Here is a 17,077-nt window from a genome sequence, read left to right as displayed (position 1 = left end):
GCGCTGGTGGAGCGTTGCTGATGTCCGCACCCTTCAAACGGCGGTGCGCATCGGCCAGAACCCGCTGGCGTGGGGCAGGCCAGGCTGTGCCAAAGCCGTTCCGGTAGCTCCGGCGCGCGCAGCGTGTCGTCAGTCGAAGGTTGGAAAACGGTGCGCGGGGGTGCGAGGCCTTGTGGGGAAGGCCTCGTCGCTGTCAGGTTCGCTGCTACGTTGGCAGCGAGCGCACGACAAGCCTGGTTGCCGTGGGAGCGGACCCGGTCGCAACCAAACCATCCAAACAGCCCGTTTTATGCCGGATGTTCTTCATCCGAGGCTGAGCAGGATGGCGTGCGCGTGGGGGCGGCGTATCACCGGAAACGCCTGGCCGCGGCCAGGTCCGCTCCTACGAGGGCGGCGTTGCACTTCACTGACGACGCGCGAGTGCCTGGCCAAGACGAACCGATGCTTCGGCCGCAAGCCCGCCATCGAGCGTCGCCACACCCGGCGGCAGCAACACGATGACGGTCGAGCCGTAATTGAACCTGGCCATCTCCGCGAACTTCTCCAGCACGATGCCCTTGCCGCGGTAGTCCTTGCGCGTGATGCGGTCGCCATAGCGCGGAATCTCCACGCCGCTCCAGACCGTCTCCACGCCGGACACCAGCAGCGCACCTACCATCACCGAGGCCATCGGGCCGAAATCGGTGTCGAAGTGGCAGACCAGCCGCTCGTTGCGCGCGAACAGGCGCGGCACGTTGCGTACGGCGTCCGGGCCCACGCTGAACAGCCGCCCTGGCACGTGCACGGTCTCGCGCAGGGTGCCGGTCCACGGCATATGCACGCGGTGGTAGTCCTTGGGCGACAGATACACGGTGGCGAACAGGCCGTCGTTGAACGGCGCCGCCGCGGCCTCGTCGCCAAGCAATTCTGCAGCAGTGAACGACTGCCCCTTGGCCTGGAAAATGCGGCCGTTCTCGATCGGGCCGAGCTGGCTGATGCGGCCGTCGGCGGGCATCAGCAACGCAGCCGGGTCGGCATCCGGCACGCGTGCGCCGGGCTTCAAGGCGCGGGTAAAGAACGCATTGAAGGTGGGATAGGCGCGCGGATCCGGCTCCTGTGCCTCGCTCAGGTCCACGCCGAACTTGCGTGTGACCGTGTCGATCAACCACTGCTTGGTGGCGGGTCTATCCGAGTAGGCCAGCGCGCGCGCCAGCGAGGACAGCAACCGGTGCGGCAGCACGTAGGTCAGGGAAGTGACAAGACTCACGGAGCGGTTACCTTGGTCAGCTGTTGGAGGTCGGCGGCAATCGCCTTCGGATCGAGCGGGGGGCGGATCAGCCCGGCCAGGCGGCCTTGCGGATCGAGCACGGCAATGCCGGCGGAGTGGTCCATGCTGTAGTCGTTGGGATTTTGCGCATAGCCTTTGCCCGGGACCTTCTGGAACACGAAGCCCAGCGCGGTGGCGAAGCGCTCCAACGCCGGCACGTCCGCCGTGGCGGCCAGGGTGTCCTTGTGGAAGGCATGTGCGTACTCGCCCAGGCGCGCGGGCGGATCGCGCTGCGGGTCCACCGACACGAACAGCACGCGCGGGCGCAGGCCATCGGGAATGCTTTCCCATTGCTGTTGCGCCACTGCCAGATCGGTCAAGGTGGTGGGGCAGACATCGGGGCAGAACGTGAAGCCCAGAAACACCAGCGTCCAATGCCCCTTGAGTTCGCCGGGCACCAGCTGGGTGCCGTCGGACTGGCGCAGGCTGAATTGCGGCAGCGGGCGCGGCTGCGGATAAAAGGTGATGGTCTTGGTGGGCGGCCATGGCGAACTGGGCGCGCCGCCAAGGAACTTCTGGCCCAGCAACATCCCCAGGCCAGCGGCCAGGGCCACCAGCAGCACGATGCCGGTATTGCGATTGAACATGGCGGTTTCCAGTGCAACGGACGCTCATGATACCGATCCGACCTCTATAATCGGGGGCCGATTCCTCTTTAGTTGTTGCCATGACTGCCGCCGCGGCCGACGAACTGCACACCATCATCGACCTGATCCGCTACGGCACCAGCCGTTTCAACGCAGCCGGTCTGACCTTCGGCCACAGCTACGACAATGCGTTGGACGAAGCCACCCAGCTGGTCCTGCACAGCCTGCATCTGCCGCACGATCTGGGCCCGGCCTACGGCCAGGCGCGCTTGCTGCGCTCGGAAAAAGAGCAGGTGCTTGGTCTGTTCGAGCGCCGCATCACCGAGCGCGTGCCGGCCGCTTACCTCACCGGCGAGGCCTGGTTTGCAGGCCTGAGTTTCAAGAGCGATGCGCGCGCCCTGGTGCCGCGTTCGCCGATCGCCGAATTGATCGAAGCCGGCTTCGAGCCCTGGCTGGGCGGGCGCGAAGTGACTCGCGCGCTGGACCTGTGCACCGGCTCGGGCTGCATTGCCATCGCAATGGGCCACTACAACCCGCAGTGGGATGTGGATGGCGTGGACATCAGCGACGATGCGCTGGCGCTGGCCGCAGAAAACAAGGCGCGCCTGCATGCCGACAATGTCACCTTGCTCAAGTCGGACCTGTTCAACGGTCTGGGCGGTCGCCAGTACGACCTGATCGTCACCAACCCGCCGTACGTCACCAACGAGGAAACCGACGCGCTGCCGCAGGAGTATTCCTACGAGCCCGAACTCGGCCTACGCGCCGGCGACGATGGCCTGGACCTGGTGTTGAAGATCCTGCGCGATGCGCCGCAGCACCTAAGCGAAGACGGCTTGCTGATCTGCGAAGTGGGCGAGTCCGAGCAGCACCTGGTCAAGCTGCTGCCGGAAGTGGATCTGGCCTGGGTCGAGTTCAAGGTCGGGCAGATGGGCATCTTCGCGGTGGAATGCCGCGAATTGATCGCCCACGGTGCCCGCATCGCCGAGCTGGCCGCGCAGCGATGAGCCTGCGCGCATGAGTGCCAATTCGTTCGGCAAGCTGTTCACTGTCACCACCTTCGGCGAGTCGCACGGGCCGGCGATCGGTTGCGTCGTCGACGGCTGCCCTCCCGGCCTGGAGCTCGCGCCGGAAGAGTTCACCCACGATCTGCAGCGCCGCGCCAGCGGCAAGAGCCGGCACACCTCGGCGCGCCGCGAGGCCGACGAGATCGAGATCCTGTCCGGCGTGTACGAAGGCCGTACCACCGGCACGCCGATCGGCTTGCTGATCCGCAATACCGATCAGCGCAGCAAGGACTACAGCAACATCGCCCAGCAGTTCCGTCCCGGCCATGCCGATTACACCTACTGGCAGAAGTACGGCATTCGCGATCCGCGCGGCGGCGGGCGTTCGTCGGCGCGCGAAACCACCATGCGCGTGGCCGCCGGCGTGATCGCCAAGAAGTGGCTCAAGCAGCGCTATGGCGTGCTGGTGCGCGGTTTCCTGTCGCAGCTGGGCCAGATCCGTCCCGCTGGTTTCGATTGGGATGCGGTGGAAGACAACCCGTTCTTCTGGCCGCATGCGGCGCAGGTGCCGGAGCTGGAAACCTACATGGACGCGCTGCGCAAATCCGGCGATTCGGTCGGTGCGCGCGTGGACGTGGTGGCCGGCGGCGTGCCTGCGGGCTGGGGCGAGCCGATCTACGGCAAGCTCGATGCCGAACTCGCCGCGGCCTTGATGAGCATCAATGCAGTCAAGGGCGTGGAGATCGGCGACGGCTTCGCCAGCGCAGCGCAGAAGGGTACCGAACACCGCGACCTGATCACCCCGGAAGGCTTTCTCAGCAACCATGCCGGCGGCATCCTGGGCGGAATCTCCACCGGCCAGGCGGTCACCGCCTCGATGGTGCTCAAGCCCACCTCCAGCCTGCGCCTGCCCGGCGCGACGGTGGATGCCGATGGCAGCGTGGTCGATGTCATCACCACCGGCCGGCACGACCCGTGCGTGGGCATCCGCGCTACCCCGATCGCCGAGGCGATGATGGCGCTGGTGCTGATGGACCAGGCGTTGCGCCATCGTGCCCAGTGCGGCGATGTGGGCGAGGTGTCGCCGCGCATTCCCGGTCAGGTCGATGTCTGACGGACGTCGTCCCAGGGTGTGGGTGAGCCAGCCGCTGTTCGACGATGTCGTCGCGCAGTTGGGCGAGCATTTCGAGCTGACCACCACGCAGCGCGTCAGCGCATATTCGCCGGCCGAGCTGGCCGCGCAACTGGCACCGTTGGACGGCGCCCTGATCACCCTCAACGAGCGCATCGGCGCGGCCGAAATCGCCGCCGCGCCGCAGCTGCGCGCCATCGCCAATGTCGGCGTGGGCTACAACAATCTCGACATCGAGGCCTTGAGCGCGGCCGGCATCCTGGCCAGCAACACGCCGGACGTGCTTACCGAAACCACGGCCGATCTCGGCTTTGCGTTGCTGATGGCCACCGCGCGCCGCATCACCGAATCCGAGCGCTGGCTGCGCGACGGGCAGTGGGGGCAATGGTCGTTCAAGACCATGCTCGGCGCCGATATCCACGGCAGCACGCTCGGCATCCTGGGCATGGGACGCATTGGCCAAGGCATCGCCCGGCGCGGTGCGCACGGTTTCGGCATGCGCGTGCTGTACCACAACCGCAGCCCGTTGCCGGCCGCTACCGAACAGGCGCTGGGCGCACGGTACGTGGATTTCGAGACGTTGCTGGCGCAGTCCGATCACCTGGTGCTGGTATTGCCGTACACCAGGGACTCTCACCACATCATCGATGCCGCGGCGTTGGGCAAGATGCGCGCCACCGCCACGCTGGTGAACATCGCCCGCGGTGGCATCGTCGATGAGCTGGCATTGGCCGATGCGCTGGCCAACGGCCGCCTGGCCGGTGCCGGCCTGGATGTCTACGAAGGCGAGCCGCATGTGCGTCCGGAGCTGCTGGCGCTGAACAACGTGGTGCTCACCCCGCACATCGGCAGCGCCAGCCTGGCCACGCGCCGCGCGATGGTGCAACTGGCGGTGGACAACCTGATCGCTGCGCTGGGCAAGGGCCCGCATGCCGGCAACCCGCCGAGCGCCCTCAACGCCGATGCAGTTGCCGCTACCAAACGTGGCGGCACCGGCGTGGACGCGAAAAAAAACGGCGTCACCGGCAGCATTTCGACCAAACGATAGGGAACCTCCGCGGCCAGCGTTGGAGGTTCCCCGAACCCAGCGCGCAGTGCTTCCTCATTTCCCCTTTCGATAAAGACAAACTCATGAGCAACGAAAACCGTCGTTTCAACGTCGCCGTCGTGGGCGCCACCGGCGCTGTCGGCGAGACCATGCTGAGCATCCTGGCCGAGCGCAACTTCCCGGTCGCCACCCTGTACGCGCTGGCGTCGTCGCGCTCGGCGGGCGGGCAGGTGGAGTTCAATGGCGGCAAGGTCGATGTGCTGGACCTGGCCGAGTTCGACCCCGCAGGAGTGGACATCGCGCTGTTCTCCGCCGGCGGCAGCGTGTCCAAGGAATACGGCCCCAAGTTCGCCGCGGCCGGTGCGGTGGTGATCGATAACTCCTCAGCCTTCCGCTACGACGACGACGTGCCGCTGGTGGTGTCCGAGGTCAACCCGGAAGCGCTCAAGCAGCGCCCGCGCGGCATCATCGCCAATCCCAATTGCTCGACCATGCAAATGCTGGTGGCACTGGGCCCGATCCACCGCCAGTACGGCATCGAGCGTATCAACGTGGCGACCTACCAGTCGGTCTCCGGCGGCGGGCGTTCGGCGATGGAAGAACTGGGCAAGCAGACCAGCGAGTTGTTGAGCTTTCAGGACATCGACCCGCAGCGGTTCCCGGTGCAGATCGCCTTCAACCTGATCCCGCACATCGACGACTTCCAGGACAACGGCTACACCAAGGAAGAGATGAAGCTGGTCTGGGAGACCCGCAAGATCCTCGGCGACGACAGCATCCAGGTGAACCCCACCGCGGTGCGCGTGCCGGTGTTCTACGGCCATTCCGAAGCGGTGGCGATCGAGACCCGCGACAAGATCACCGTGGAGCAGGCGCGCGCGCTGCTGGCAGCGTCGCCTGGCGTGGAAGTGGTGGACGAGCGCAAGCCCGGCGGCTACCCGACGCCGGTCACGCATGCTTCCGGCAAGGATGCGGTGTTCGTCGGCCGCATCCGTGAAGACTTTTCGCATCCGCGCGGCCTGAACTTGTGGATCGTCTCCGACAATATCCGCAAGGGCGCTGCGCTCAACGCCGTGCAGCTGGCCGAACTGGTCGCACAGGAAGGCTAAGCAGCACGACAAAGACGACCGCGCAGCCGCCATGCGGGCGCGCGGCCGGCGCCTGGTGCAGCAGGCGTCACCCGGCCACTGCGATGCTGAGCGCGCCGTTCGCGCCTGCATGGGGACGGCTCGCGACGTGCGGTTGGCGCTCTCAACCGCCGTGCACGTGCTGGAGCATGCCGGCGCGCGGTGATGCTTCCCAGAGAGGCGCACCGCGCGCAAGCGCTCCGGCAGGGTGCGCACCGACACATGGAACGTCGGCTCGATTCTCAACCGAATTCCACCTCAACCGAATTCCACCTGCAGGCGCGCTGCCCATCGCGCGTCTGCGGGCATGCGCACGTGCGCGTATCGCCTCATGTGGCATTGGAGGACCTTGCAGCTTGCAGTGCGCAGACCTGTCGCCAGCCGCTCGCACACACTCCGTGCCTGCTCAGGCGATACGCCATTGGCGCCATGTCATGGCATCCCGCAGCGCGTGACTTTGCACCACGCAATCTGCCGACAGGCCGTTGCGCGCTTGAGACCTCGCGCAGTGAGAGCGCCCATCAGCACTTGCCGGTTTGCATTGGCCACGCATGCATGCCGCACTGCGGCAGTGTCGCTGGCACAGCGCTCTGCATCACGGCGCCGACTTTTTCGCTCATCCAGCGGCTATATTGATGCCCATGAAACATAGGGGCGGGGGCGCGATGCGTCCGATACAAGGGATAGGTGCGTTGCTGCTGATGGCCTGCAGCGGCGCTGCAATGGCGTTGGGACTGGGCGATATCCGGGTGCTGTCCAAGCCCGGGCAACCGCTGGTGGCCGAGATTCCGGTCATCTCCAACGAGCCGGGCGAACTCGACAACGCGCGCGTGGCATTGGCATCGGCCACCACGTTTGCGCGCGTCGGCCTGGAGCGCCCGCAAGGGCTGGTCAGCAATCTGCAGTTCCAGTTCGCGCAGGACGCACGCGGGCGTGCGGTGATCCGCGTGACCAGCAGCCAGGCGGTGGACCAGCCGGCGATCAACTTCCTGATCGAGGTGGAGTGGGGCCAGGGCCGGCTGGTGCGCGAATATTCCGCCTTGGTCGATGCGCCCAACACCGCGGCCGCCATCGCCGAGCCGGCCATCGAAGCGCCGCGTGCCGGTTCCAGCAATGCGATTGCACGCGAGCCGGCGCCGGTCGCCGCGCCCGCCGCGCAGGACAACGCCAGGGCCGAACCGGCTGCGCGTGCAGCTGGCAGTGCGTCTGCTGCGTCTGCGACGCAGGCCGGCGACACGTTGCCGGCCGTGCGCGCGGGCCAGACCTTGTCGGAGATCGCCGCGGCGGTGGCGCGTTCCAGCGGGCACTCGCTGGACCAGACCATGCTGGCGTTGCTGCGCACCAATCCGGACGCCTTCATCAACGGCAACATCAATCGCCTGAAGCAGGGCGCGGTGCTGCGCACGCCGCAGGAAGACGCGCTTGCCCAGGTCGGTGCGGCCGAAGCGGCGGTCATGGTGCGCGAGCAGGCCGCCCAGTGGCGGCAGGCGCGATCGGCGGTGCCGCAACCGGCCGAGGCCGGCGCCGCCGCTGCCGCAACGCCGCCGCCCGCCACACCTGCCGCAGCGGCTGGCAACGGCGCGCGGCTCGAAATCGCCCCTGCAGTGGCGAGTCAGACCAACAAGGCCGGCGTCACGTCCGGCACCAGTGCCGAAGGCGAGGGCGAGATGGCGGCCAATCAACAGTTGCAACAGGCCAAGGAAGACATCGCCACCCGCGATGCGGAATTGCAGGACCTGCGGACCCGCGTGGCGGATCTGGAAAAGCTCAAGCAGCAACAGCAAGCGCTGATCGCCATGAAGGACAGCGACCTGGCGGCCGCACAGAAGCGCCTGTCGGAAACCCCGGCGGCCGCACAACAGGGTGGCGGTTTTCCGCTGTGGTTGATCGGCGGGCTGGTGTTGATCGTCGCGGCTGTGGTGGCGTGGCTGGCCGCGCGCCGTCGCAAACCCTCGCCGCTGCCGCCGTTGCCGCGTCGGCAGTTCGACTTCGTCCTGCCTGGCGCGCCGGTGCAGGCCGCCGAGCCGCAAGAGGCGACGCAAGCCACTGAGCCCAGCGAGCGCGATGTGGTGCACGAGACCGAATTCGAGCAGGCCGATCTGCGCGACGAAGAGCGCGCCCATGACGCGCAGCAACCATTATCGGACGTGCTGCGTCGCGAGCCGCTGCCGTCCGAGCCGGCTGCTGCGCCCATGGCGGTCAACAGCGACGATTGGCGTGCGCTGCGGGCCGCACCGCCGGTGGTGGCAACGCCGCCGCAGGACAGCGCCCCCGTCGACGAGGCGAAGGCTCCGCCGCACCCGGCGTCCGAGGCCGTGGAAGCGGGCCACGCAGATGTCGCGCCCACGATCGGTGATGTCCCGTCTACCGCTTCCCCGGTAGCGGTGGCCACGCAAGACAGCCTGGATTTCGAGCGTCCGCCTGCGGCGCCGAGCGCTGCGCCCAGCCCGTCGGCCAGCCGTGAGGTCGCTTCGGCCGGGCGCGATCGCCTGGAACTGGCGGTGGCTTACATGGACCTGGGCGACAAGGACACCGCGCGCGGCCTGCTGCTGGAAGTTGCCGCCACCGGCGACGACGCCACGCGCGCCGAAGCCGCCGAGCTGCTGGAACGCCTGGCATGAGCCCGGCGATCGATCGCCTTGCCACGCAGGAAAGTGACGTACGCGAGCGCCGGATCGACTATGTGGAGTTCGCCTCCATCGATCCGGATGCCAGCCGTGCGTTCTTCGAAGCGGTGTTCGGTTGGCAATTCCAGGCCTACGGTCCGGATTACCTGGCCTTCAACGATGGACGCCTGGACGGCGGCTTCTACCGTGCAGCCGCGCCGGCGCCGGACGAGGGTGGGCCGCTTGTGGTGTTGTATGCCGACGCGTTGGCCCCGGTGATCGAGCGCGTGCGTGGCGCAGGCGGGGTGATCGTCAAACCGGTCTTCGGCTTTCCCGGCGGCAGCCGGTTTCATTTCCGCGAGCCCGGCGGCACCACGTTGGCCGTGTGGTCCGAGCGCAGCGTCGCGTCCGACGACTGACTGCGCGCTGGTCGCACGCGCGTCCCGCGGCTCGGCACCAGCCAATGCGGCTCGTACACTTCACCTTCTTTGCAGCGACGGGGCTGTGCTGGCAATCGCCTGCGATGGCGGCGGCATGACCGGCGCGCCGATTTCATCGATTCACTCATAGGGCAGGTACCGATGCGTTACGCGCTGGGCGTGGAATACGACGGCAGCGAGTTCCAGGGCTGGCAGCAGTTGGGCGAGCATGGCGGGCCGAGCGTGCAGGCCAGCCTGCAGGCGGCCTTGTCGTCGGTCGCCGATGCGCCGGTGCAGGTGGTCTGCGCCGGGCGCACCGACGCGGGCGTGCATGGCGAATGCCAGGTGGTACATTTCGATAGCGACGCACGCCGCGAGCCGCGTGGCTGGATGCTGGGCACCACTGCGCGCCTGCCGCCGTCGATCGCCGTGCGCTGGTGCGTGCCGGCAGCCGATGACTTCCACGCGCGCTTTTCCGCACGCGCGCGTCGTTACCGCTATCGCCTGCTCAATCGGCAGATTCGCCCAGCCCTGTATCGGCATACCCTGAGCTGGGAGCGTCGCCCGCTCGATGCCGATGCCATGCATGCGGCGGCGCAGGCCTTATTGGGCGAGAACGATTTCAGCGCGTTCCGCAGCGTGCAATGTCAGGCCTTGCACGCGCGCCGTCACCTGCAGGCCATCCACGTGCAGCGTATCGGCGAGGTGGTGGAGGTGCAGGTCCAGGCCAATGCATTCCTTCATCACATGGTGCGGAATATTGTGGGTTCGCTGATTTTGGTCGGTACCGGCGAGCAGCCGGCCGACTGGATCGCGACGTTGCTCGCCGGACGCGACCGCACTGTGGCCGGCCCGACAGCGCCGCCACAAGGTCTGGTATTTATCGGACCTCTGTATCCTGCAGAGTGGCATCTGCCTGCTGAGGTGACCCAATGAATCGATCGCTGTACCGCACCCGTATCAAGTTTTGTGGCATGACCCGCGCCGGCGATATCCGGCTGGCCGGCGAGCTGGGTGTGGACGCGGTAGGTTTCATCTTTGCGCATGGCAGCCCCCGGCGCGTGGCGCCGGCCGAGGCGCGCGCGATGCGCCAGGCCACTGCGCCGATGGTCGATGTGGTGGCGTTGTTCCGCAACAATTCCAAGGAAGAAGTGCGCGAAGTGGTGCGCACCGTGCGCCCGACCTTGTTGCAGTTCCATGGCGAGGAAGACGACGCGTTCTGCCGTAGCTTCAACCTGCCGTATCTCAAGGCGGTGCCGATGGGCAGCAGCGGCGTGAATGGCGAGGACGCCAACGCGCGCACGCTGCAGTTGTCGTATCCCAATACCGCTGGCTTTCTGTTCGACAGCCATGCGCCCGGCGCGGGCGGCGGCACCGGCAAGACCTTCGACTGGTCGCGCTTGCCCACCGGCTTGCATCGTCCGTTTCTGCTGGCCGGTGGCATCAACGCCGACAACGTGTTCGACGCCATCGTGGCCACGTTGCCCTGGGGCGTGGACGTTTCCAGTGGCGTGGAGTTGGCGCCCGGCATCAAGGACGGCCACAAGATGCGCAAGTTCGTCGAGGAAGTGCGGCGGGCGGATTGTCACGACATGTCGTGAGGGTGATCGGGGTTCGGGATTCGTGGCAGCGGCTATGCCGAGGCATCTCAAGCGCTGCTTCCTGCCTGCAACACCGCTGCGTCAGGATCCACTGGACAGTCGCCTGATTCTTGCGCGTTTTCGCTTGCGCGTGTTCGCGAGGCGCCAGCAGTTGGCGAAGTACTCATGTGATGATCGCGCGGGATGGCCGCTCAGTTCTCCGCTGCCTGCATGGCTGAAGAGGTGTGCTGGTCTGTCGCCAGCGCTTTGCCTAGCCAGCCGGCCAGCCGTTCGATGCGTGGATCGGGGTTGCGCTTGGCCGCGCACAAGACCCAGCGCCCTCGCGTGGCGGTGAAGCCCCATGGCGCCAGCAGGCGCCCGGCTGCCAGGTCCGCGGCGACCAACGGCTGCGGCGCAATCGCGATCCCAAGACCAGCGGCAGCGGCTTCCAACAGATACACCAGGTGTTCGAATTCGGTACCGAAGCGCAGCCCCTCAGGTGCCAGCCCGTGCGCCTGGGCCCATTCCGGCCAGGCTTGCGGGCGCGAGCGGGTGTGCAGCAGCGCGTAATCGCCGAGCGCGGCCGGGTTGCTCCCCTCGATCTGCAGGGTCGATGCGAGCTGAGGGCTCAGCACCGGCCCAATCCACTCCACGCCGAGGGTGTGCACCTGCCACTCGCTGGGCCAGGGCGGGGTGTCCAGCAGCAGGGCGGCATCCAAGCCGTCCAGCTCCGGACCAGGTGGCTGTTCGCTGGCCGACAGATGCAGGCGCACGTCAGGCAGCTCTTGCTGCAGCAGTCCCAGGCGCGGAATCACCCAGCGCGCCAGCAAGCTGCCCGAACACCCCAGCACCAGCGGCGCTTCGGCGGCCGGGCGTTGTAATGCCGCCCAGGCCTGACCAATCACGCCAAAGCCTTCGCCGGTGGCATCGCGAAGCCGAACGCCCGCTGCGGTCAGCACCAGGCCGCGGCCCTGGCGCGCAAACAGCGCCGCGCCCAACGCCTGTTCCAGCGAACGCACGTGCCGGCTGATGGCGCCATGGGTGACGTGCAATTCCTGCGCAGCACGGCTGATGCTCTGCAGGCGCGCGGCAGCTTCGAACGCACGCAGCGCCGCCAGTGGAGGAAGCAAGGCACTCATATGTGATTCCAGCTCACAGGTTACGGCAATCTTATCGATTTATCGCGCGCCGCGGCTGCGCTAAAGTGATGCCTCTCGTATGACGCATCGCTGCAGAGGATTCCCATGTCGGCCCAGCCCATCAGTGACTTTTACGCCTATCCGGACGCTGCCGGTCACTTCGGCAAGTTCGGTGGCCGTTTCGTCGCCGAAACCTTGATCGGCCCGCTGCAGGAATTGTCCGCCGCCTACGATCAGGCACGGCAGGACCCGAGTTTCATCGCCGAATACGACAAGGACCTCAAGCATTACGTCGGCCGGCCCAGCCCGATCTACCACGCCGAGCGGCTCAGCCGTGAAGTGGGTGGGGCGCAGATCCTGCTCAAGCGCGAAGACCTGAACCACACCGGCGCGCACAAGATCAACAACACCATCGGCCAGGCGCTGTTGGCCAGCCGCATGGGCAAGACCCGCATCATCGCCGAGACCGGCGCCGGCCAGCACGGCGTCGCCAGTGCCACCGTGGCGGCACGCCTGGGCCTGGAATGCGTGGTCTACATGGGCGCCACCGACATCGAGCGGCAAAAGATCAACGTCTACCGCATGAAGCTGCTCGGCGCCACGGTGATCCCGGTGACTTCCGGCTCGGCCACGCTCAAGGACGCGCTCAACGAAGCCATGCGCGACTGGGTGACCAACGTGCGCGACACCTTCTACATCATCGGCACCGTGGCTGGCCCGGACCCATACCCGCGCATGGTGCGCGACTTCAATGCGATTGTCGGTCGCGAGGCGCGCGAACAGATGCTGCAGGAGTATGGTCGGCTGCCGGATGCGATCAGTGCCTGCGTGGGTGGCGGCAGCAATGCGATCGGTTTGTTCCATGCCTTCCTCAATGATCCGGGCGTCAAGATCTATGGCGCCGAAGCGGCCGGCGATGGCATCGCCACCGGCCGCCACGCCGCCTCCATCGCCGCAGGTCGCCCGGGCGTGCTGCACGGCAACCGCACCTACGTGATCTGCGACGATGACGGCCAGATCACCGAGACCCATTCGATTTCCGCCGGCCTGGATTACCCGGGTGTGGGCCCGGAGCATTCGTTCCTGTCCGACAGCGGTCGCGCGGTGTACCAGGGCATCACCGACGACGAGGCGATGGCCGCCTTCCATCTGCTGGCGCATACCGAAGGCATTCTTGCCGCGCTCGAGTCCAGCCATGCGGTGGCGCAGTCGATCAAGCTTGCGCGCGAGCTGCCCAGGGATGCGCTGGTGTTGTGCAATCTGTCCGGGCGTGGCGATAAGGATGTGCATACCATCGCAGCGCGCGAGGGGATCGCTCTTTAAAAGTGGTGGCGGCTGACGCTATCCGGACGCAGGGACGCGGCGATGCTCGAAGGAATGCTCCAGTTGGTGGCCGAGGTGCTGCTGCAGGCCTTGGCCGAGCTGCTGATCGAAGTTGGCCTGCACTCTGTCGCCGAGTCGTTCGAGCGCAGGCCCTCGCCCTGGCTGGCGGCAGTGGGCTACGCAATCCTGGGCGCGTTACTTGGCGGTGTCAGTCTCTGGCTGCTGCCGCAGCACCTCACTGCGACCTTTGGGTCTCGACTGGCAGCGCTGCTGATCGCGCCGCTGGTCGCTGGTGGGCTGATGGCCGCGCTTGGTGCGTGGCGTGCGCGTCGCGGCGACCCGGTGCTGCGCATCGATCGATTTTCCTACGGCTACCTGTTTGCGCTGTGCTTTGCGCTGATGCGGTATTTCTTTGCCACCTGAGGTTAGATGGCAGCTGGCCTTCCTCCCTTGTTCGAGTGATTTCATGCGTCGTATCGATTCCTGCTTCGCCGAGCTGCGTGCCAATGGGCGCAAGGCACTGATCCCCTTCATCACCGCCGGCGACCCATCGCTGGAAGCCACCGTGCCGGTGATGCACGCGCTGGTGCGCGCCGGTGCCGATGTGATCGAGCTGGGTGTGCCGTTCTCCGACCCCATGGCCGACGGTCCCACCATCCAGCGCAGCTCCGAGCGCGCGCTGGCACGCGGCGCCGGCCTGGCGTATGTGCTCGAAGCGGTGCACGAATTCCGTCGCGAAGATGCCACCACTCCGGTGGTGTTGATGGGCTACCTCAACCCGATCGAGATCCATGGCACGCGACGCTTCGCCGAAGCCGCGGTCGCCGCGGGCGTGGATGGTGTGCTGCTGGTCGACCTGCCGCCGGAAGAAGCCGGCGAAACGCGCGCCATCTTCACCGAGGTCGGCCTGGCGCTGATCGCACTGGCCTCGCCCACCACCAGCGAGCAGCGCCTGGACATGTTGTGCAGCACCGCGCAGGGCTATCTGTACTACGTCAGCTTTGCCGGCGTCACCGGCGCCTCCAATCTGCTCGACACCCATGCCGCCAGCGATCGCCTGCGCCAGCTGCGCCAGCGTGCCGGCGCGCCGGTGGTGGCCGGCTTCGGCATCAAGGATGCGGCCAGCGCCGCTGCCATGGCCGTGGATGCCGACGGCGTGGTGGTGGGCAGTGCCCTGGTCGCCGCATTGGCGGACGCAGGCGAGGTCCGCAGCGCCCGTGAGCGCGCCGAAGCGTTCCTGGCCCCGTTGCGCCAGGCGCTCGACCAGAAATGAGAACCGAACGTCTCTCTCAGCGCTAACGTCTCTCTCAGCGCTAGGGAGTGGGGCGAGGGGGCGGGCGCAGCCACGTGCAGCCAATCCATTGCGCCGCATCGCGCCACGGCAGTCGCCGCGATACGTCCGCGGCCATCCTGCGCAGAGACATCACGCCGCCCAAGACCGCAAGTCTCTGCGCCAGATCCCGCATTCATGACCCCGGCTACCTTGGCATTCCCACGGCGCGTTAGACTGTCGCCCCTCTGCGGCCCGCCAGGCCGCCCTGCATGGATTGTCATACACGCATGAGCTGGCTCAGCAAATTGATGCCCTCCGGCATCCGCACCGAAAACACCCCGGCCAAGAAGCGCAGTGTCCCCGAGGGCCTGTGGGAAAAGTGCAGCAATTGCGGGAGCGCGCTGTACGGCCCGGAGCTGGAAGAAAACCTGGAGGTGTGCCCGAAATGCGATCACCACATGGCCATCCGCGCCCGCGCGCGCCTGAATTCACTGTTCGACCCGGACACCGCCACCACTGAAATCGCCGCTCAGCTCGGGCCGGTCGACGCGCTCAAGTTCAAGGACCAGAAGCGCTACGGCGAGCGCATCAAGGCCAGCCAGAAGGCCAGCGGCGAATACGACGCGCTGATCGCCATGCGCGGCACGCTCAAGGGCAATCCGCTGGTCGCCGCTGCGTTCGATTTCGCCTTCATGGGCGGCTCGATGGGGTCGGTGGTCGGCGAGCGCTTTGCGCGTGCGGCCGAAGTGGCGCTGGAAGTGGGCTGCCCGTTCGTATGCTTTTCCGCCAGTGGCGGCGCACGCATGCAGGAAGGCCTGTTCTCGCTGATGCAGATGGCCAAGACCTCGGCCGCGCTCGGCCGCCTGCGCGAAGCCGGCCTGCCGTATATCTCGGTGCTGACCCATCCCACCACCGGTGGCGTGTCGGCCTCGTTCGCGATGCTCGGCGATATCAACATCGCCGAGCCGCATGCGCTGATCGGCTTTGCCGGCCCGCGCGTGATCGAACAGACCGTGCGCGAAACGCTGCCGGAAGGTTTCCAGCGCTCGGAGTTCCTGCTCGACCACGGCGCCATCGACCAGATCTGCGACCGCCGCCAGCTGCGCGACCGCATCGCCGAGCTCACCGCGATGATGATGCGGCAGCCGCATCCGCAAGACGCCGACGCCGCATGAGCGCACGCAAGTACTTCGGCACCGACGGCATCCGCGGTCGGGTCGGGCAGGGTGTGATCTCGGCCGATTTCGTGCTGCGCCTGGGCAATGCGCTTGGCCGTGTACTGACCCAGGGCCGCAGCAAGCGGCCATTGGTGCTGATCGGCAAGGACACCCGCATTTCCGGCTACATGTTCGAAGCGGCGCTCGAAGCAGGCCTGGTTGCCGCCGGGGCCGACGTGCAGCTGATCGGGCCGATGCCGACCCCGGCCATCGCCTTTTTGACCAGCACGCTGCGCGCCGATGCGGGGGTGGTGATCAGTGCCTCGCACAATCCGCATTACGATAACGGCATCAAGTTCTTCTCCGCCGAAGGCGAGAAGCTCGACGACGCCACCGAAGCGGCGATCGAAGCGGCGTTGGACGAGCCGTTCCACACGGTGGAATCGGAGCGGTTGGGCAAGGCCATCCGCACCCGTGACGCGATCGGCCGCTATATCGAATTCTGCAAGGCCAGCGTGGCGCGCGGTTTCACCCTGCACGGGCTGAAGATGGTGCTGGATTGCGCGCATGGCGCCACCTATCACATCGCACCCATGCTGTTCCGCGAGCTGGGCGCCGAAGTGGTGGTCATCGGCGCCGCGCCGGACGGGCTCAACATCAACGCCGGCGTGGGCTCGACCCATATCGACAATCTCGCCGCCAAGGTACGCGAGTGCGGCGCGCATCTGGGCATCGCCTTCGATGGCGACGGCGACCGCGTGCTGATGGCCGACGACCAGGGCAATCCGGTCGATGGCGACGATCTGCTGTATGTGCTGGCCCGCTCGTGGCAGGCCAGCGGCCGGCTGACGGGTACCGTGGTCGGCACCTTGATGACCAACTACGGTCTGGAACAGGCATTGGCTGCACTGAACATCCCGTTCCAGCGCGCCAAGGTCGGCGACCGCTACGTGCATCAGGCCCTGGTCGAAGGCGGCGGCACGTTGGGCGGCGAAACGTCCGGTCACCTGTTGTGCCTGGACCGTGCCAGCACTGGCGATGGCATCGTCAGTGCGCTGCAGGTGCTCGAAGCGCTGGGCCGCGATGGGCAGAGCCTGCGCGAGGCGCTGGCCAGCCTGAGCAAGGTGCCGCAGAAGACCGTCAACGTGCGCCTGGATGGCGGCACCGCCAAGGCCATTGTGGAAGCGGTCAACGTGCAGCAGGCATTGCAGCAGGCGCAGGCCGCCGTGCAAGGGCGCGGCCGCGCGTTCCTGCGCCCGTCGGGCACCGAACCGGTGGTACGGGTGACCGTGGAGGCTGACGACGCCGGCCTGATGCAGGACACGCTCGACCGGCTCTCGGGTGCAGTGCGTGACGCGGCGTGAGTCGATCGT

At 67.0% G+C, this 17,077-nt stretch carries 16 protein-coding genes; 13 read left to right on the top strand and 3 right to left on the bottom strand.

Going from position 1 to position 17,077, the window contains the following annotated elements:
* Positions 1-403: 403 nt before the first annotated feature.
* Positions 404-1,246, bottom strand: coding sequence for an archaetidylserine decarboxylase (asd, locus tag J7396_RS06790; protein ID WP_057681391.1), 843 nt, complete (start codon positions 1,244-1,246; stop codon positions 404-406).
* Positions 1,243-1,893, bottom strand: coding sequence for an SCO family protein (locus tag J7396_RS06785; RefSeq protein ID WP_008577518.1), 651 nt, complete (start codon positions 1,891-1,893; stop codon positions 1,243-1,245). The genes asd and J7396_RS06785 overlap by 4 nt, the downstream gene beginning before the upstream one ends.
* 80 nt (positions 1,894-1,973) lie before the next feature.
* On the opposite strand from J7396_RS06785, the gene prmB reads away from it, so the two are divergent.
* The 8 genes from prmB (at position 1,974) to J7396_RS06745 (ending at position 10,833) form a co-directional block, all read left to right on the top strand.
* A complete protein-coding gene (prmB, locus tag J7396_RS06780; protein ID WP_008577520.1) occupies positions 1,974-2,900 on the top strand; it encodes a 50S ribosomal protein L3 N(5)-glutamine methyltransferase in 927 nt (308 codons plus the stop codon).
* 10 nt (positions 2,901-2,910) lie between these two features.
* Positions 2,911-4,014 carry a chorismate synthase gene (gene aroC, locus J7396_RS06775; RefSeq protein ID WP_008577522.1) on the top strand — a complete coding sequence of 368 codons (1,104 nt, stop codon included), beginning with the start codon at positions 2,911-2,913 and terminating at the stop codon, positions 4,012-4,014.
* Positions 4,007-5,080, top strand: coding sequence for a D-glycerate dehydrogenase (locus J7396_RS06770; RefSeq protein ID WP_014090539.1), 1,074 nt, complete (start codon positions 4,007-4,009; stop codon positions 5,078-5,080). Before aroC ends, J7396_RS06770 begins: the two co-directional genes overlap by 8 nt.
* An 83-nt stretch (positions 5,081-5,163) precedes the next feature.
* Positions 5,164-6,189 (top strand): aspartate-semialdehyde dehydrogenase, encoded by a 1,026-nt coding sequence (locus J7396_RS06765; RefSeq protein WP_011347954.1) that lies wholly within the window; start codon positions 5,164-5,166, stop codon positions 6,187-6,189.
* 710 nt (positions 6,190-6,899) lie between these two features.
* Positions 6,900-8,828 carry a FimV/HubP family polar landmark protein gene (locus tag J7396_RS06760; RefSeq protein ID WP_209261405.1) on the top strand — a complete coding sequence of 643 codons (1,929 nt, stop codon included), beginning with the start codon at positions 6,900-6,902 and terminating at the stop codon, positions 8,826-8,828.
* Positions 8,825-9,232, top strand: coding sequence for a VOC family protein (locus J7396_RS06755; protein ID WP_209261203.1), 408 nt, complete (start codon positions 8,825-8,827; stop codon positions 9,230-9,232). Before J7396_RS06760 ends, J7396_RS06755 begins: the two co-directional genes overlap by 4 nt.
* 162 nt (positions 9,233-9,394) lie before the next feature.
* A complete protein-coding gene (gene truA, locus J7396_RS06750) occupies positions 9,395-10,168 on the top strand; it encodes a tRNA pseudouridine(38-40) synthase TruA (RefSeq protein WP_136732725.1) in 774 nt (257 codons plus the stop codon).
* Complete coding sequence (locus J7396_RS06745; RefSeq protein WP_008570953.1) at positions 10,165-10,833, top strand: phosphoribosylanthranilate isomerase; 669 nt, start codon at positions 10,165-10,167, stop codon at positions 10,831-10,833. Before truA ends, J7396_RS06745 begins: the two co-directional genes overlap by 4 nt.
* Positions 10,834-11,024: 191 nt before the next feature.
* On the opposite strand, the gene J7396_RS06740 is transcribed toward J7396_RS06745, so the two are convergent.
* The gene (locus J7396_RS06740) at positions 11,025-11,951 is read right to left on the bottom strand and encodes a LysR family transcriptional regulator (protein WP_014090535.1); all 927 of its coding nucleotides are present in this window, start codon (positions 11,949-11,951) and stop codon (positions 11,025-11,027) included.
* A gap of 105 nt (positions 11,952-12,056) precedes the next feature.
* Between J7396_RS06740 and trpB the strand changes: the two genes are divergently transcribed.
* The 5 genes from trpB (at position 12,057) to glmM (ending at position 17,068) form a co-directional block, all read left to right on the top strand.
* Entirely contained in the window at positions 12,057-13,274 is a 1,218-nt protein-coding gene (gene trpB / locus J7396_RS06735) for a tryptophan synthase subunit beta (protein WP_014090534.1), read from the top strand.
* A gap of 42 nt (positions 13,275-13,316) precedes the next feature.
* Positions 13,317-13,697 (top strand): hypothetical protein, encoded by a 381-nt coding sequence (locus J7396_RS06730; protein WP_008570955.1) that lies wholly within the window; start codon positions 13,317-13,319, stop codon positions 13,695-13,697.
* Between the two features lie 43 nt (positions 13,698-13,740).
* Entirely contained in the window at positions 13,741-14,547 is an 807-nt protein-coding gene (gene trpA / locus J7396_RS06725) for a tryptophan synthase subunit alpha (protein ID WP_031423335.1), read from the top strand.
* 287 nt (positions 14,548-14,834) lie between these two features.
* Entirely contained in the window at positions 14,835-15,722 is an 888-nt protein-coding gene (gene accD / locus J7396_RS06720; RefSeq protein WP_008570957.1) for an acetyl-CoA carboxylase, carboxyltransferase subunit beta, read from the top strand.
* On the top strand, positions 15,719-17,068 hold the full coding sequence (glmM, locus tag J7396_RS06715; protein WP_122272597.1) for a phosphoglucosamine mutase: 1,350 nt from the start codon (positions 15,719-15,721) through the stop codon (positions 17,066-17,068). The genes accD and glmM overlap by 4 nt, the downstream gene beginning before the upstream one ends.
* Positions 17,069-17,077: the final 9 nt, after the last annotated feature.

Origin of the sequence: Xanthomonas sp. A1809, from assembly GCF_017746015.1 — a bacterium.
Classification (GTDB): Bacteria; Pseudomonadota; Gammaproteobacteria; order Xanthomonadales; family Xanthomonadaceae; genus Xanthomonas; species Xanthomonas euvesicatoria.
The sequence above is the reverse complement of the archived record's forward strand: the minus strand, read 5'-3'. Positions and strand labels throughout refer to the sequence as shown.

Excerpts from the sequence above, each read along its gene's own strand:
- J7396_RS06785 (WP_008577518.1), bottom strand. The coding sequence starts at position 1,893 with ATGTTCAATCGCAATACCGGCATCGTGCTGCTGGTGGCCCTGGCCGCT.
- prmB (WP_008577520.1), top strand. The coding sequence starts at position 1,974 with ATGACTGCCGCCGCGGCCGACGAACTGCACACCATCATCGACCTGATC.
- aroC (WP_008577522.1), top strand. The coding sequence starts at position 2,911 with ATGAGTGCCAATTCGTTCGGCAAGCTGTTCACTGTCACCACCTTCGGC.
- J7396_RS06770 (WP_014090539.1), top strand. The coding sequence starts at position 4,007 with ATGTCTGACGGACGTCGTCCCAGGGTGTGGGTGAGCCAGCCGCTGTTC.
- J7396_RS06765 (WP_011347954.1), top strand. The coding sequence starts at position 5,164 with ATGAGCAACGAAAACCGTCGTTTCAACGTCGCCGTCGTGGGCGCCACC.
- J7396_RS06755 (WP_209261203.1), top strand. The coding sequence starts at position 8,825 with ATGAGCCCGGCGATCGATCGCCTTGCCACGCAGGAAAGTGACGTACGC.
- truA (WP_136732725.1), top strand. The coding sequence starts at position 9,395 with ATGCGTTACGCGCTGGGCGTGGAATACGACGGCAGCGAGTTCCAGGGC.
- J7396_RS06745 (WP_008570953.1), top strand. The coding sequence starts at position 10,165 with ATGAATCGATCGCTGTACCGCACCCGTATCAAGTTTTGTGGCATGACC.
- J7396_RS06740 (WP_014090535.1), bottom strand. The coding sequence starts at position 11,951 with ATGAGTGCCTTGCTTCCTCCACTGGCGGCGCTGCGTGCGTTCGAAGCT.
- trpB (WP_014090534.1), top strand. The coding sequence starts at position 12,057 with ATGTCGGCCCAGCCCATCAGTGACTTTTACGCCTATCCGGACGCTGCC.
- J7396_RS06730 (WP_008570955.1), top strand. The coding sequence starts at position 13,317 with ATGCTCGAAGGAATGCTCCAGTTGGTGGCCGAGGTGCTGCTGCAGGCC.
- trpA (WP_031423335.1), top strand. The coding sequence starts at position 13,741 with ATGCGTCGTATCGATTCCTGCTTCGCCGAGCTGCGTGCCAATGGGCGC.
- accD (WP_008570957.1), top strand. The coding sequence starts at position 14,835 with ATGAGCTGGCTCAGCAAATTGATGCCCTCCGGCATCCGCACCGAAAAC.
- glmM (WP_122272597.1), top strand. The coding sequence starts at position 15,719 with ATGAGCGCACGCAAGTACTTCGGCACCGACGGCATCCGCGGTCGGGTC.